Genomic DNA, 13,333 nt, shown 5'->3' on the forward strand with positions numbered 1-13,333 from the left:
GATGTTCCACCTGACCCGTACGCTGAAGAGATGTGCGGTCGTTTCGTCGTAGCCCGCGTCGGTTCCGAGCTCGCGAGCGTTCTGCGCGCCGAGGTCGTTCCCGACGACCTCCCCGGACCCTCGTTCAACATCGCACCCACCGCTCAAGCGACTATCGTCCTCGATTCCGCCAAGACCGAGCCGCCCACGCGTCGGCTGGCGTCGGCGCGATGGGGCCTCGTTCCCGGCTGGGCCAAAGATCCTTCGGTCGGATCGCGGGCATTCAACGCCCGATCCGAAGAAGCGGCCGAGAAGCCGACCTTTCGCGACGCGCTCGTTTCACGTCGCGCGGTCGTGCCCGCATCGGGCTACTACGAGTGGCAGGGCGAGCCCGGCGCGAAGACACCTCACTTCGTTCGGCCCGAAGGCGGCGAGCCGCTCTTCTTCGCCGGGCTCTACGAGTGGTGGAAGGACCCGGCACGCCCCGCCGACGACCCCGCGCGCTGGCTGCTGAGCTTCACGATCCTCACATGCGCGGCTGTCGACGGCCTGGCACAGATCCACGACCGGATGCCGCTGATGATCGACGCCGAGTACGCCGACGTCTGGCTCGATCCCACCACCGAGTACCCGGCCGACCTGCTCGACGCAGTGGTCGACGCGGCACCGTCCGTCGTCGACACGCTGACGTGGTTCCCTGTCGGGGCGGCAGTGGGCAACGTGCGCAACGACGAGCCGTCCCTGATCGAGCCTGCCTGACGCGCCGTCGCCACGCACCGGTGTCTATCCTCGAAAGGTGACACTCCGCCTCTCCGAACCCGTGACGCTCGCACCCGAGGTGTGGCGTGAACGGTCCGAGGTGCACGCGGAGCGCGCTGACGAACTCACGGCCGACCACCGCCGTCGTGCTTCCCGCGCCGAGAAGCACCCGGTAGAGGACTTCCTCTTCACCTACTACTCCTACAAACCGGCCGTCCTCCGGCGTTGGCACCCGGGCCCGGGCGTCGTCCTCGAAGGTGCTGCCGACGCACGCGGAGGGTGGCGCTGGTACGAGACAGTCCACGATGACCACGTGCGGGTCGCCGACGAGCAGTTCCGCCACGAACGTGGCTCGCTCTACCGCGGCGTCACCGGCCTCCTGCGAGCGACTCTCGACCGCCCCGCGGCGTTCGGCTGCTTCGGCCTGCACGAGTGGGCGATGGTCTACCGCGCCGATGCGACGCGCCACGAGATCCCCCTCCGGCTGGGGGCGGCGGGCACCGATGCCGTCGTCGAGGCGCATGACCTGCGGTGCACGCACTTCGATGCGTTCCGCTTCTTCACCGCCGAGGCCGCACCGCGTAACCGCGAGCCGCTCGATCGCGAGGGCGCCGTCGCGCGGGAACAGCCGGGGTGCCTGCACGCAGGCATGGACGTCTACAAATGGATGCTGAAGCTCGGTCCCCTCGTGCCGGGGCACCTTCTCCTGGACGCATTCGTTCTCGCTCGCGACATTCGTGAGCTCGATATGCGGGCTTCGCCCTATGATCTGCGTGATTGGGGCTACTCCCCCGTCGCGATCGAGACGCCCGACGGAAAAGCCGAGTACGTTCGTCAGCAACGGCTCTTGAGCACCCGTGGGCAAGCGCTGCGCCGGGCTGTGCTCGATGTGCTGACCCCGGCCGCTGCGCGCGACTGAATCGTTGGGACGACCTCTCCGGTCAGAGGCCGAGTTGCGATCCGCGCGTGCAGATCGATCCGCCGCCCCACCATTCGAGATGTGACCGCGTCGTCGGGCCGTGTTGTTCCCCGATCCGAGGATGCAGTTGAACGTGTTCCCGGCCCGCGGAATCTCGTACCAGGACGCAGCTCGGGCCGATACGGCGGTGGATCCCTCGCCGCTCGTTCCAAGGAAACGGAAAGGATCATCGTCGACTCGAATTCGCGTGCATGCCTCGCATTACCTGCAGGGGCGCATCCGGTGAATTCGATGACCGATACAGGTCGCCTGGCGTCCGCATAAGGGACCTGTCGTGCACGACAAGAGGCGAGACGAAAAAGCCCCGCCGATGGCGGGGCTTTTCATCTTTGTTCGGTGGACCTGAGGGGACTCGAACCCCTGACCCCCTGCATGCCATGCAGGTGCGCTACCAGCTGCGCCACAGGCCCGTGGTTCCCGCTCTCGCGGCAACTCATTTAGCTTACAACATCTCCGGGTGTGCTCGTGACCACGGCCGCCTCGATGGGGATGACCGGGCAGTCCTTCCAGAGGCGCTCGAGGCCGTAGTACACCCGCTCCTCCTCGTGGAAGACGTGCACGACGAGGTCGCCGAAGTCGAGCAGCACCCAGCGCGACTCGGTGCGTCCCTCGCGGCGCAGACGCTTGTGACCGGCTTCGAGCATGCCCTCCTCGACCGCGTCGGCGATCGCGGCGACGTTGCGCTCGCTGTTGCCGCTGATGAGAAGGAAGGCGTCGACGAGCGGAAGGGGCTGCGACACGTCGAGGGCGACGAGGTCTTCGCCGCCCTTGGACTCTGCGGCCGCCGCCGCGACGGCGACCATGTCGATGACTGCTTGTGAACTCATCCGAAGACTCCTGTGAAAAGCGAGACGAGCAGAACGCCCGCCAGGGCGAGGGCGAGCGCCCCCGCGGTGATGGCGAGGGCGACCGTCCAACGGCTGCCCTTCTCCGGTGCCGGCGGACGGATGACGTCCTCGGCACTCTTGATGGTCGAGATGGCCGCGCTCGCGGCGATGGGCGTGGGTGACGATGACGCCGGAAGCTCGCCGTCCACGAGGACCGCGTCGACTTCCTTTCCGTCGGCCACTCCGGGAACGACTCCCGTCGAACCGAAGTTCTCGGGAAGCGAGAAGGTGCCCGTGATGAGGACCTCGCCCGTAGCGGTCACCGGTGCCACCAGCGGGCCCGCGTCGGGGTTCTCGGCCAGGATGAGAGCGTTCGGCGTCGTGAAGGCGCCCGTTGCCGCGGCGCTGCGCGAGAGCAACTGATCGAACGAGGCGGGTACCTCGGTCGCCGTAGCCTCACCCGCGAGCAGATCGGCACCGAGGTCGTTCGACACGACGTGACGCTCGGACTCCTCGTCGTCGCCATGCTCGGCTTCTGCGACTCCGGCACCCTGGTTCTCGGTCTTGGCCTCGGCCTCAGCGGCCGGTTCCCAGGCCCCATCGACAGCTTCGGGAGCGACGGTGTCGTGCTCGGCGTCGTGCTCGACGACTTCCGACTCATCCGCCTCGGGAGCAGCGACCTCGGACTCGCCCGCCTCGTCGTCGCGGGACTCAGCGTCGCCGGACTCCGGCTCCATTTCGTCGACGTCGTCGACGCTCGCCTCGAGCTCGTCGGCGTGATCGGCGGCGTCCTCCTCGGGAGTTTCCTCCCCCGGGGCTTCCTCTTCCGGGACTTCCTCTTCCGGGGCGTCGGACGCGGCGTCGGCGTCCGCCCGCTCGATGTCGGCCGCAGCGGCGTCCTCGATCGACGCGCCGTCCTCGACGTGGTCAACGTCCTCGTTCGCCTGTTCGCCGGTCGAATCCGGCGATTCGGGGACGTCGGCGTCAGCGTGATCGGTGTCAGCGTGATCGCCGGAGACCGTCGGGTGCTCTCCGGTAGCCGTCACGACGGGGATGGATGCGGTGCGGATCTTCTCCTGCAAGCGGGCCTGACGACGGGTGAGCGCCGGCGATCCGAGGTCGACCGACGCCTGCGGCACAGGTGCCGGCGGCACCTCCACGGGCTCCGCGGCGCGCGGCAGCGGAGCCGGAGCCGGCGTCGGCGCCTCTCCGACCGCGGACGCGTCGTCGGTGGCGTCGGGGTCGACGATGATCGGGTTGGACGCCGTGTTGCGCAGCTCACGCAGTTGCCGGCGCGTCAGCTGCGGAGTCGATGGCTGTTGCTCGTTGTCGCTCATGCCTTGCTCCGATAGAGATGATGCTTCGCAATGTATTGGACGACCCCGTCCGGGACGAGGTACCACACCGGATGTCCGCGTCCGACGCGTGCCCGGCAGTCGGTCGACGAGATCGCCAGCGCGGGGATCTCGAGCAGGCTCACGTCATCACTGGGTAGTCCGGCACTCGAAAGCGTGTGGCCGGGACGCGAAACCGCGACGAAATGGGCGAGCTCCCACAATTCATCATGGTTCCTCCAGCTGAGAATCTGCGCGATGGCGTCGGCTCCGGTGATGAAGAAGAAGTTCGCGTCGGGCCGCTGCGCTTTCAGATCACGCAACGTGTCGATCGTGTACGTCGGGCCGTCTCGATCGATGTCGACGCGACTCACCGTGAACATCGGATTCGATGCGGTCGCGATGACCGTCATCAGGTACCGGTGCTCCCCCGGCGACACGAAGGACTTCTGCCAGGGGGTTCCCGTCGGGACGAAGATGACCTCGTCGAGGTCGAAAGACTGGGCGACCTCGCTCGCAGCCACGAGGTGTCCATGATGAATCGGGTCGAACGTGCCGCCCATCACGCCGATACGCGGCGCACGCGTTCCCGTCATCGGTTCGGCCTCAGTGGTGGCCGTTCTCCGTCTGCGTCAGTTGGTTGCCGTGCGATGCTGCGTAGGCCTCGGCCTTGCCGGCGTGACGGTTGGCGACGTTGCGGTACGACAACGTCACGAGCCCTAGTGCCAAGAAGATGACCAGGGCGATGACGCCGAAGATCATCGTCTCCGCCTGCACGTTGCCGTGGTGCTCCGTCTGCTCGGCGGCGAATGCGGTGATCGTGGCGAGTGTCATCAGGGCTCCGTTCGTTTCGCGCGGCGGCGCAAGTCAAGTTTAGGTGGTCAGGCGCGCGTCTGCCCGGCGCCGCGCGCGAGCCACTTCGTGCTGGTCAGTTCGGGGAGTCCCATCGGACCCCGGGCGTGCAGCTTCTGGGTCGATATCCCGACCTCCGCGCCGAATCCGAACTCACCGCCGTCGGTGAAGCGCGTCGAGGCGTTCGCCATGACGACCGCCGCATCGACCTCGGCGAGGAAGCGCTCGGCGTTCGCCTCATCGGCGGTCACGATCGCCTCGGTGTGCATCGTCGAGTAGCGGCGGATGTGCTCGAGCGCGTCATCGAGGTCGTCGACCACCCGCATCGAGAGATCGAGGCTCATGTGCTCGGTCGCCCAATCGTCTTCGGTCGCGGGCACGGCCCGTGGCACGAGGCGACGCACGTCGTCGTCTCCGTGAATCCTGACGCCGGCTCCGGTGAGCGCTTCGGATACGGGCGGGATGAGACGCTCGGCCGCTGAACGCACCACGAGCACGGTCTCGACCGCGTTGCATACGCTCGGTCGTTGCGCCTTGGCATTCACGACGATGTCGCGGGCCCAGTCGAGCGGCGCCGATTCGTCGAGGACGATGTGGACGACCCCTGCGCCGGTCTCGATCACCGGAACCGTCGATTCCGTCACGACGGTCTCGATCAGCTGCGCGCTGCCCCGGGGGACGAGGACGTCGACGAGTCCGCGAGAGCGCATGAGGAGTCGCCCGCCCTCACGCCCGAAGTCGTCGACGGTCTGGATGCCGTCGGAATCGACCCCGGCGCGGTGAAGCGCGTTCCGCATCGACTCGATCAGGGCCGCGTTCGTCGACTGCGCGGCTGACCCGCCGCGAAGCACGACGGCATTTCCCGACCGCAGCGCGAGCGCGGTGATGTCGACGGTGACGTTGGGGCGCGCCTCGTAGATCGAGGCGACGACGCCGAACGGCACGGAGACCTTCTGCAGTCGGACACCGCCGGGCAGCTCTCGCTCGTCGAGCACACGGCCCACGGGGTCGGGAAGGCGCGCGACATCCCGAACGGCATCCGCGAGCGCGGCGACGCGCGCATCGTCGAGCACGAGCCGGTCGCGCAAGCCCGCGGAGATGCCGGCCGCGTCGCCGCGCGCGAGGTCGTCACGGTTCGCCGCAACGATCACTGCGGTGTCCGAGATCAGCGCGTCGGCGATCGCGTCGAGCAGCGCGGCCTTCGCAGCATCATCGAGGAGGCCGATCGAGCGGCTCGCCCGCTTCGCGGCGCGCAAGCGCTCAGAGACGTCGGTAGCGACGGCGGTGATCATCACGCCAGTCTAGCGACGGGCGCCTCAGCATCAGGCGACGCCGATGGCACCGGTGCCCGACGGAAGCGCCGGGGCGGGGTCGGCCTCGAACCACGTGCCGACATCGGCACCCGCGAGCGCCTCGCTGGCGAGATCGATGCTGGTGACGAGGGCCGCGACGCCGCCCTCGGCTGCCAGCCGGGCGGCGGAAGCCTTGGTAGCGGCTCCCCCGGTCCCGACGCTGTTGACGACGGTGGCCCCGAACTCGTAGCCGCTGAGATCGTCGTCGAAGGCGACCCGCTCGATGGGGCGCGCGCCGGGCTCGCTCGGCGGGCGTGTGTACAGGCAGGCGATGTCGCTCAAGAGCACCAGGGCGTCGGCACCGATGAGGCGTGAAACGAGGGCAGCGAGCCGGTCGTTGTCGCCGAAGCGGATCTCGTGCGTCGCGACCGTGTCGTTCTCGTTCACGATCGGCAAGATGCGCAGACCGAGCAGCCGTTCCATGGCGCGGCGCGCGTTCGAGCGATGTGTCGGATCGTCGAAGTCACCGGCGGTCAGCAGCACCTGACCCGCGACGATTCCGAACTGCCGCAACGCGTCCTGGTAGCGGTAGACGAGCACGTTCTGCCCTACGGCGGCCGCCGCCTGCTGGGTCGCGAGGTCTGTCGGACGCTCTGCGAGACGCAAGTAGGGCATGCCGGTGGCGATAGCACCCGATGAGACGAGGACGACCTCGGTGCCACGCGCGTGCGCCTGAGCGAGCGCGTCGACGAGAGAGTCGATCTTCCCGGCGTTGTCGCCGCTGATCGAGGATGATCCCACTTTCACGACCACCCGTCGGGCGCCGTTGAGCTCGGCGCGCGAAAGCAGGCTCACGCCTCGTCCTCTGAGGCACCTCGCGTCTTCTCCGCACGACGCTCGGCCTCGAGCTCGGCACGGGCCTCGGCCTTCGCGTCCATTCGCTCGTGGTAGCGCTCGCGACGCTGGTTCGACGTGCGACGCGGGTTGAGATCGAGTCGCGGGTCGGTTCCGCGCGGCGCCGACATCAGTTCCGCGGCGGATGACAGCGACGGATGCCAGTCGAAGACGATCCCGTCGCCTTCGCCGATGACCACCGTGGATCCCGGGGTCGCGCCGAGACGGAACAGTTCGTTCTCGATGCCCAGCTTGTCGAGACGGTCGGCGAGGAAGCCCACAGCCTCTTCGTTCTGGAAGTCGGTCTGTTGGACCCACCGAACGGGCTTTGCGCCGAGGATGCGGTACACATCGCCGTACGTCCCGCCTTCGACGCGCACGGTGAAGTCGCGTTCGGCTCCCTGGGGACGGATGACGATGCGCTCTGCGGGTACCTCGGCTGCCGCCGAGGCCCGGTGCTCGGCGACGAGCTCCGCCATGGCGAACGACAGCTCGCGCAGACCCTGCCGACTCACGGTCGAGATCTCGAACACCCGGTAACCGCGCGCCTCGAGATCGGGACGGACGAGGTCGGCGAGATCGCGCGCCTCGGGCACGTCGGTCTTGTTGAGCGCGATCAGCTGGGGTCGGTCGAGCAGCGGAACCTGACCCTCCGGCACGGGGTACGCCCCGAGTTCGGCCAGGATCACGTCGAGGTCTGAGATCGGATCGCGTCCGGGCTCCAACGTCGCGCAGTCGAGCACATGGACCAGCGCCGAGCACCGTTCGACGTGACGGAGGAACTCGAGACCGAGTCCGCGGCCCTCACTCGCGCCCTCGATCAGGCCGGGGACGTCGGCGATGGTGTAGCGGATATCGCCGGCCTGCACGACCCCGAGGTTCGGGTGCAGGGTCGTGAACGGGTAGTCGGCGATCTTCGGGCGTGCGGCCGACATCGCCGCGATGAGACTCGACTTGCCCGCTGAGGGGAATCCGACGAGCGCGATGTCGGCGACCGTCTTCAGCTCGAGCTGAACGTCGCCCTCCCACCCGGGGGTTCCGAGCAGCGCGAAGCCCGGTGCCTTGCGCTTCGGGGACGCCAGCGCAGCGTTGCCGAGGCCGCCCTGGCCGCCCGGCGCGGCGATGAAGCGCATACCGGGCGTGACCATGTCGACGAGGGTCTCGCCCTCGGGAGTCTTGACGACGGTGCCGACGGGCACCGGGAGCTCGAGGTGCTCCCCGGCCGCGCCCGAACGGTTGTCGCCCATGCCGAATCCGCCGTTGCCGCCTGAGCGGTGAGGCGAGTGGTGATACGACAGCAGGGTCGTCACCTGGGGGTCGGCGACGAGCACGACGTCTCCGCCGTCACCGCCGTTTCCCCCGTCGGGGCCGGCGAGCGGCTTGAACTTCTCACGGCGCACCGACACGCAGCCGTTCCCGCCCTTGCCTGCACGCAGATGCAGCGTGACCCGGTCGACGAACGTCACCATGCGGTGCCTCCTGGAAAACAGGGCGAGGGGCGAGCCGAAGCCCGCCCCTCGCCGCGAAGTGGTCTGGTCCGAATTACTCGGCGGCCGCCACGATGTTGACGACCTTGCGGCCACCCTTCGTACCGAACTCGACGGCGCCGGCCGCGAGCGCGAACAGGGTGTCGTCGCCGCCACGGCCGACGTTGGCGCCGGGGTGGAAGTGGGTGCCGCGCTGGCGGACGAGGATCTCGCCGGCGCTGACGGCCTGGCCGCCGAAGCGCTTCACGCCGAGGCGCTGTGCGTTGGAGTCACGACCGTTACGGGTGGAGCTTGCGCCCTTTTTGTGTGCCATCTCTGCGTCTCCCTGGCTTACTTGATGCCGGTGATCTTGACGCGCGTGAGGTCCTGACGGTGGCCCTGGCGCTTCTTGTAGCCGGTCTTGTTCTTGAACTTCTGGATCACGATCTTCGGGCCGCGCTCTTCACCGAGAACCTCGGCGGTGACCGTGACCTTCGCGAGCTTGTCAGCGTCGGTGGTCACGGCGTCGCCGTCGACGAGGAGAACAGCGGGAAGCTCGAGCTTGTCACCGATCTGAGCCGCCTGACGGTCGAGGACGACGATCGTGCCGACCTCGACCTTTTCCTGACGGCCGCCGGCGCGCACAACTGCGTAAACCACTTCACACCTGTTTCTTCTGTGGAGCGCACGGCTCCGATTGTCTTTGCGAGACTGGAAAGTCTTGGTGCGCGTGCCCCAGATGATCCTGTGGCTGAGCCGCTATCGTGACGGGACGTCGACGGACTCGCTGCACCAAGGGTCCACTTTACCGGATACCGGCAGATCCGGCAAAAGGACCGCCGGGTGTGTCGCGGCGCGGGGCCCGGCGGCATCCGCTTCGTAGGATCAGAGCATGGCGATTCTGATCGACGATCCGCGGTGGCCGGCGCACGGCCGCCTCTGGTCTCACCTCGTCAGCGACTCGGACATCGACGAGCTTCACGCCTTCGCACAGCGCCACGATCTCCCGGCTCGAGCATTCGACCTCGACCATTACGACGTGCCCGATTCGGCGTTCGACCGTCTCGTAGCCGGCGGCGCACAGCATGTGTCGGGCCACGAGCTCGTGCGGCGGCTCATCGCGTCCGGGCTTCGCGTGACAGCGCGCGAACGCCGCGGGATCTGAATCGGTCCCGCGGCGTTCACGTCGATGACGGCGTCAGTCCTCGGTGGTCGGCGACGCCGAGACGGGGGTGCCGCTGAGGGCGGCCGTCGTGACTCGACGCCGTCCACGCCCTTGGCCCGGGGCCTTGGGCTCGGGGAGCGCGTTGAGCACCGAGTCGAGCAGCAGGTCCTTCTCGGTGCGCGGCGCCTTGGGCTCGGACTTCTTGCGACGCGGCTTCTTCGGTCGCTCGACGGGCGCGGCCTCGGGCTCCACCGCCACTGCGACGAGCTCGGCGTCCTCCTCCGCGGCGGTGGGCTGAATCGTCGAAGCGGCGATCTGCGCGAGAGCGGACTTCGCACCCTCGGTGATCACGTGCGTGCCTCCGGTGGCCGGAGCCGGCGCCGTGGCACCGCCACCGCCCCGACCGTTGCGGCGTGCCGACCCGTTGCCGTTGCCGTTGCCGTTCTGCGAGCCCGCGCCGCGGTGCTTGACGACCGGGTCGTGGTGGACGATAACGCCGCGTCCCGCGCACACGTCGCAGGCTTCGCTGAAGGTCTCCAGGAGGCCGAGTCCGAGCTTCTTGCGGGTCATCTGCACGAGGCCGAGGGAGGTGACCTCCGCCACCTGGTGCTTCGTGCGGTCACGGCTGAGGCACTCGATGAGGCGCCGCAGCACGAGGTCACGGTTCGACTCGAGCACCATGTCGATGAAGTCCACGACGATGATGCCGCCGATGTCGCGCAGGCGCAGCTGCCGGACGATCTCCTCGGCTGCCTCCAGGTTGTTCTTGGTGACGGTCTCCTCGAGGTTGCCGCCCGATCCGACGAACTTGCCGGTGTTCACGTCGACCACGGTCATGGCTTCGGTGCGGTCGATCACGAGCGAACCGCCCGACGGCAGCCAGACCTTGCGGTCGAGAGCCTTCTCGATCTGCTCCGTCACACGGAACGCGTCGAATGGGTCCTGCTCGTCCTCGTACTTCTCGACGCGCTCGAGAAGGTCAGGAGCGACTCCCGTCAGGTACGACGTGATGGTCGCGTACGCCTCGTCACCCTGGATGAGCATCCGCGAGAAGTCCTCGTTGAAGACGTCTCGCACGATCTTCACGAGCAGATCGGGCTCGGAGTGCAGCAGTGCGGGTGCCTGGATCTTCTCGAGCTGCGAGCTGATGTGCTCCCACTGCGAGGTGAGTCGCTGCACGTCCCGCGTGAGCTGGTCCTCCGTCGCGCCCTCAGCGGCAGTGCGCACGATCACGCCCGACGACTCGGGGAGGACCTCCTTCAGGATGCGCTTGAGCCGCGCCCGCTCGGTGTCGGGGAGCTTTCGCGAGATGCCGTTCATGGCGCCGCCGGGGACGTACACGAGGTAGCGGCCGGGCAGCGAGATCTGGCTGGTGAGCCGGGCGCCCTTGTGTCCCACGGGGTCCTTCGTCACCTGCACGAGGACGCGATCACCGGACTTGAGTGCGAGCTCGATGCGGCGCGGCTGATTGCCCGTCTCGACGGCATCCCAGTCGACCTCGCCGGAGTACAGCACGGCGTTTCGACCACGACCGATGTCGACGAAGGCGGCTTCCATGCTCGGAAGCACGTTCTGCACCCGCCCCAGGTAGACGTTGCCGATCAGCGACGCGTCCTGGTTGCGGGCGACGTAGTGCTCGACCAGAACGTTGTCCTCGAGCACGGCGATCTGGATACGACCGTTCTTCGAGCGGACGACCATGACGCGGTCTACCGCCTCGCGGCGTGCGAGGAACTCGGCCTCGGTGACCACGGTGCGACGACGGCCTGCTTCACGGCCGTCGCGCCGGCGCTGCTTCTTCGCCTCGAGGCGGGTCGAGCCCTTGATCCGCTGCGGCTCCGTGATGAGCTCGACCGCACGCTGCCGCGGAGCCGGGTCGTTGCCGTCGTCGCCGTTGGATCCGCCGCGGCGACGGCCGCGACGACGAGAGCTGCCCGGCCCCGACGAAGATGCGGTTTCGTCATCGTCGCCGTCGTCCGGCAGCGCGGGGAGCGGCGGGAGCTCGGGCGCGTAGAAGTGCAGCGCGGTCGAGACCGCCGACACGAACTCCGCGGGAAGGAGGCCGAGCGACACCGCGGTCGGCGGGCCCGCGTCGCCGGGGGCGGGCTCGTCGCCGGGCTCAGGCTCCGCAGCGGGCGCAGGAGATTCGTAAACCGTCTGATCCTCAGCCGGTGCGGGCTCCGCGGCCGGTGCAGACTCGCCGGCCGCGGCGGGCTCATCCGGTACCGCGGGAGCGTCGGTCGCCTCGGCGCCGTCGCTCTCGCCCGCAGCAGGCTCGGCTGCGGCGTCCTCTGCGGCCCGCCCACTGTCGATGTGTTCCTCGGTGGCGTCGATCGACGCCACTGCGTCAGCCAGTTCGGCTGCGGCGGCGTCTACCGCGCTTGCGGACTCAGCGGGGGTCGGATTGTCGTTGCGATCGTCGGCCATCACTGGCGTACTCCTCTTCGGGCGGCACCGCGCGCCACCCGGCACATCTCTGGCGGCGTCGCTCCCGGAAGGACGAGCCGCGAACTCACTCGGTGTGCAGCCGGCTCTCGGCACGGCCTGCGTGGGCAGCCATTGCCCGAAGTCTCTCGTGAAGCACTGTCGCAGCGCGGCTGCGTGCGTGCATCGACATCCATTATCGCACTACGCGCGTCGCTTCGTGGGACGCGGGCTCCGAGCCTCACGGCCGGGTCATCGAGTGCGATGGGATAATCGCCGTCATGTCCGCTCCTCGCAGCCACGCCCGCCCCGTCGCTCTCGCCGTCTGGCTGATGATCGCGGGCGTCATCGGCTGGATCGCCGCGTTCGCTCTGACCACCGAGCGCCTGCATCTTCTCGAGGACGCGACGGCGACGGCATCCTGCGATTTCAACCTGGTGGTCCAGTGCGGCGCCAACCTGACCTCCCCGCAGGGCTCGGTCTTCGGTTTCCCCAATCCTCTGCTCGGGCTGACCGGCTGGGTCGCGCCCGTCGTCGTCGGCGCGGCCATCCTCGCCGGAGCCCGCTTCTCACGGTGGTTCTGGCTGCTCTTCTGGGCAGGGATGGCGTTCGCCTTCGGGTTCGTGATCTGGCTCATCTCGCAGAGCATCTTCGTGCTCGGCACCCTCTGCCCGTGGTGCATGGTCACCTGGTTCGTGACGATCCCGAGCTTCTACGCGGTGACCCTGCATGTCCTGCGGTCGGGCGTCGTGCCGCTCCCGCGACGGGGGCGCGCCGTGGCGGCGAGTCTTTCCGGCTGGGTCCCGTTGCTGGCCGTGCTCAGCTATGTCGCGATCGCCGTCGTCGCGCAGATCCGCCTCGACTGGATCGGTTTCCTCTGAAACCACGACGCCCGCGAGCCGACGTCATGACGTCGAGTCGCGGGCGGAATGTCGCGGGGAAGGTCAGCCGAACCAGATCTGCAGCTCACGGGCGGCGGACTCGGGGCTGTCAGAGCCGTGGACCAGGTTCTGCTGGACCGCGAGCCCCCAGTCGCGGCCGAAGTCGCCGCGGATCGTTCCCGGGGCGGCGGTCGTGGGATCGGTGGTCCCGGCGAGCGAGCGGAAGCCTTCGATGACGCGGTTTCCTGCCAGGCGGATCGCGACGGAGGGCCCGCTCTGCATGAACTCGAGCAGCGGCTCGTAGAACGGCTTGCCGGCGTGCTCGGCGTAGTGCTTCTCGAGCAGCTCGCGATCAGCCTCGACGAGACGGATGTCGACGAGCGCGTAGCCTTTCGCCTCGATACGGGCCAGGATCGCGCCGGTGAGGCCGCGGGCCACACCGTCGGGCTTGACGAGGACGAGGGTCTCTTCGGTGGGCATG

Annotated in this window: 15 protein-coding genes and 1 tRNA gene; 4 read left to right on the forward strand and 12 right to left on the reverse strand. The window is 68.4% G+C overall.

Annotated features, from left to right (window positions below; genetic code table 11):
• Nucleotides 1-30 precede the first annotated feature (30 nt).
• Nucleotides 31-738 carry an SOS response-associated peptidase gene (locus tag ACU6RU_RS05760; protein ID WP_289329550.1) on the forward strand — a complete coding sequence of 236 codons (708 nt, stop codon included), beginning with the start codon at nucleotides 31-33 and terminating at the stop codon, nucleotides 736-738.
• 37 nt (nucleotides 739-775) lie between these two features.
• Entirely contained in the window at nucleotides 776-1,657 is an 882-nt protein-coding gene (locus ACU6RU_RS05765) for a 3-methyladenine DNA glycosylase (protein WP_446726105.1), read from the forward strand.
• A gap of 397 nt (nucleotides 1,658-2,054) precedes the next feature.
• Here the strand turns inward: ACU6RU_RS05765 and ACU6RU_RS05770 are convergent.
• The 10 genes from ACU6RU_RS05770 to rplU all read right to left on the reverse strand — a co-directional run bounded on the left by ACU6RU_RS05770 (nucleotide 2,055) and on the right by rplU (nucleotide 9,042).
• Nucleotides 2,055-2,127: transfer RNA gene (locus tag ACU6RU_RS05770), tRNA-Ala, on the reverse strand.
• Nucleotides 2,128-2,154: 27 nt separating this feature from the next.
• On the reverse strand, nucleotides 2,155-2,544 hold the full coding sequence (rsfS, locus tag ACU6RU_RS05775; protein ID WP_446726106.1) for a ribosome silencing factor: 390 nt from the start codon (nucleotides 2,542-2,544) through the stop codon (nucleotides 2,155-2,157).
• Complete coding sequence (locus tag ACU6RU_RS05780; protein ID WP_446726107.1) at nucleotides 2,541-3,881, reverse strand: hypothetical protein; 1,341 nt, start codon at nucleotides 3,879-3,881, stop codon at nucleotides 2,541-2,543. Before ACU6RU_RS05780 ends, rsfS begins: the two co-directional genes overlap by 4 nt.
• Nucleotides 3,878-4,474, reverse strand: a complete 597-nt coding sequence (gene nadD / locus ACU6RU_RS05785) for a nicotinate-nucleotide adenylyltransferase (RefSeq protein ID WP_120262618.1) — start codon at nucleotides 4,472-4,474, stop codon at nucleotides 3,878-3,880. Before nadD ends, ACU6RU_RS05780 begins: the two co-directional genes overlap by 4 nt.
• Before the next feature lie 10 nt (nucleotides 4,475-4,484).
• On the reverse strand, nucleotides 4,485-4,712 hold the full coding sequence (locus ACU6RU_RS05790) for a hypothetical protein (RefSeq protein WP_301115085.1): 228 nt from the start codon (nucleotides 4,710-4,712) through the stop codon (nucleotides 4,485-4,487).
• Between the two features lie 47 nt (nucleotides 4,713-4,759).
• Nucleotides 4,760-6,022 (reverse strand): glutamate-5-semialdehyde dehydrogenase, encoded by a 1,263-nt coding sequence (locus tag ACU6RU_RS05795; protein WP_289329548.1) that lies wholly within the window; start codon nucleotides 6,020-6,022, stop codon nucleotides 4,760-4,762.
• A gap of 30 nt (nucleotides 6,023-6,052) precedes the next feature.
• Entirely contained in the window at nucleotides 6,053-6,877 is an 825-nt protein-coding gene (gene proB / locus ACU6RU_RS05800) for a glutamate 5-kinase (protein WP_120262621.1), read from the reverse strand.
• Nucleotides 6,874-8,385 carry a GTPase ObgE gene (gene obgE, locus ACU6RU_RS05805; RefSeq protein WP_120262622.1) on the reverse strand — a complete coding sequence of 504 codons (1,512 nt, stop codon included), beginning with the start codon at nucleotides 8,383-8,385 and terminating at the stop codon, nucleotides 6,874-6,876. The genes proB and obgE overlap by 4 nt, the downstream gene beginning before the upstream one ends.
• A 73-nt stretch (nucleotides 8,386-8,458) precedes the next feature.
• Complete coding sequence (gene rpmA / locus ACU6RU_RS05810; protein ID WP_005053492.1) at nucleotides 8,459-8,716, reverse strand: 50S ribosomal protein L27; 258 nt, start codon at nucleotides 8,714-8,716, stop codon at nucleotides 8,459-8,461.
• Nucleotides 8,717-8,733: 17 nt separating this feature from the next.
• A complete protein-coding gene (gene rplU, locus ACU6RU_RS05815; RefSeq protein ID WP_023950787.1) occupies nucleotides 8,734-9,042 on the reverse strand; it encodes a 50S ribosomal protein L21 in 309 nt (102 codons plus the stop codon).
• A 232-nt stretch (nucleotides 9,043-9,274) separates the two neighbouring features.
• Between rplU and ACU6RU_RS05820 the strand changes: the two genes are divergently transcribed.
• Nucleotides 9,275-9,547 carry a DUF4031 domain-containing protein gene (locus ACU6RU_RS05820; RefSeq protein ID WP_120262623.1) on the forward strand — a complete coding sequence of 91 codons (273 nt, stop codon included), beginning with the start codon at nucleotides 9,275-9,277 and terminating at the stop codon, nucleotides 9,545-9,547.
• 33 nt (nucleotides 9,548-9,580) lie between these two features.
• On the opposite strand, the gene ACU6RU_RS05825 is transcribed toward ACU6RU_RS05820, so the two are convergent.
• Nucleotides 9,581-11,974, reverse strand: coding sequence for an Rne/Rng family ribonuclease (locus ACU6RU_RS05825; RefSeq protein WP_289331493.1), 2,394 nt, complete (start codon nucleotides 11,972-11,974; stop codon nucleotides 9,581-9,583).
• Between the two features lie 278 nt (nucleotides 11,975-12,252).
• On the opposite strand from ACU6RU_RS05825, the gene ACU6RU_RS05830 reads away from it, so the two are divergent.
• Nucleotides 12,253-12,852, forward strand: coding sequence for a vitamin K epoxide reductase family protein (locus tag ACU6RU_RS05830; protein WP_289329547.1), 600 nt, complete (start codon nucleotides 12,253-12,255; stop codon nucleotides 12,850-12,852).
• Nucleotides 12,853-12,915: 63 nt separating this feature from the next.
• On the opposite strand, the gene ndk is transcribed toward ACU6RU_RS05830, so the two are convergent.
• Nucleotides 12,916-13,332, reverse strand: a complete 417-nt coding sequence (ndk, locus tag ACU6RU_RS05835) for a nucleoside-diphosphate kinase (protein ID WP_289329546.1) — start codon at nucleotides 13,330-13,332, stop codon at nucleotides 12,916-12,918.
• Nucleotide 13,333 lies beyond the last annotated feature (1 nt).

Source organism: Microbacterium sp. F1-18, from assembly GCF_052921305.1.

What these genes read in the sequence shown, in the direction of transcription:
- ACU6RU_RS05760 (WP_289329550.1), top strand. Translation starts at nt 31, where the DNA reads ATGTGCGGTCGTTTCGTCGTAGCCCGCGTCGGTTCCGAGCTCGCGAGC.
- rsfS (WP_446726106.1), bottom strand. Translation starts at nt 2,544, where the DNA reads ATGAGTTCACAAGCAGTCATCGACATGGTCGCCGTCGCGGCGGCGGCC.
- ACU6RU_RS05780 (WP_446726107.1), bottom strand. Translation starts at nt 3,881, where the DNA reads ATGAGCGACAACGAGCAACAGCCATCGACTCCGCAGCTGACGCGCCGG.
- nadD (WP_120262618.1), bottom strand. Translation starts at nt 4,474, where the DNA reads ATGACGGGAACGCGTGCGCCGCGTATCGGCGTGATGGGCGGCACGTTC.
- ACU6RU_RS05790 (WP_301115085.1), bottom strand. Translation starts at nt 4,712, where the DNA reads ATGACACTCGCCACGATCACCGCATTCGCCGCCGAGCAGACGGAGCAC.
- ACU6RU_RS05795 (WP_289329548.1), bottom strand. Translation starts at nt 6,022, where the DNA reads ATGATCACCGCCGTCGCTACCGACGTCTCTGAGCGCTTGCGCGCCGCG.
- obgE (WP_120262622.1), bottom strand. Translation starts at nt 8,385, where the DNA reads ATGGTGACGTTCGTCGACCGGGTCACGCTGCATCTGCGTGCAGGCAAG.
- rpmA (WP_005053492.1), bottom strand. Translation starts at nt 8,716, where the DNA reads ATGGCACACAAAAAGGGCGCAAGCTCCACCCGTAACGGTCGTGACTCC.
- ACU6RU_RS05820 (WP_120262623.1), top strand. Translation starts at nt 9,275, where the DNA reads ATGGCGATTCTGATCGACGATCCGCGGTGGCCGGCGCACGGCCGCCTC.
- ACU6RU_RS05825 (WP_289331493.1), bottom strand. Translation starts at nt 11,974, where the DNA reads ATGGCCGACGATCGCAACGACAATCCGACCCCCGCTGAGTCCGCAAGC.
- ACU6RU_RS05830 (WP_289329547.1), top strand. Translation starts at nt 12,253, where the DNA reads ATGTCCGCTCCTCGCAGCCACGCCCGCCCCGTCGCTCTCGCCGTCTGG.
- ndk (WP_289329546.1), bottom strand. Translation starts at nt 13,332, where the DNA reads ATGCCCACCGAAGAGACCCTCGTCCTCGTCAAGCCCGACGGTGTGGCC.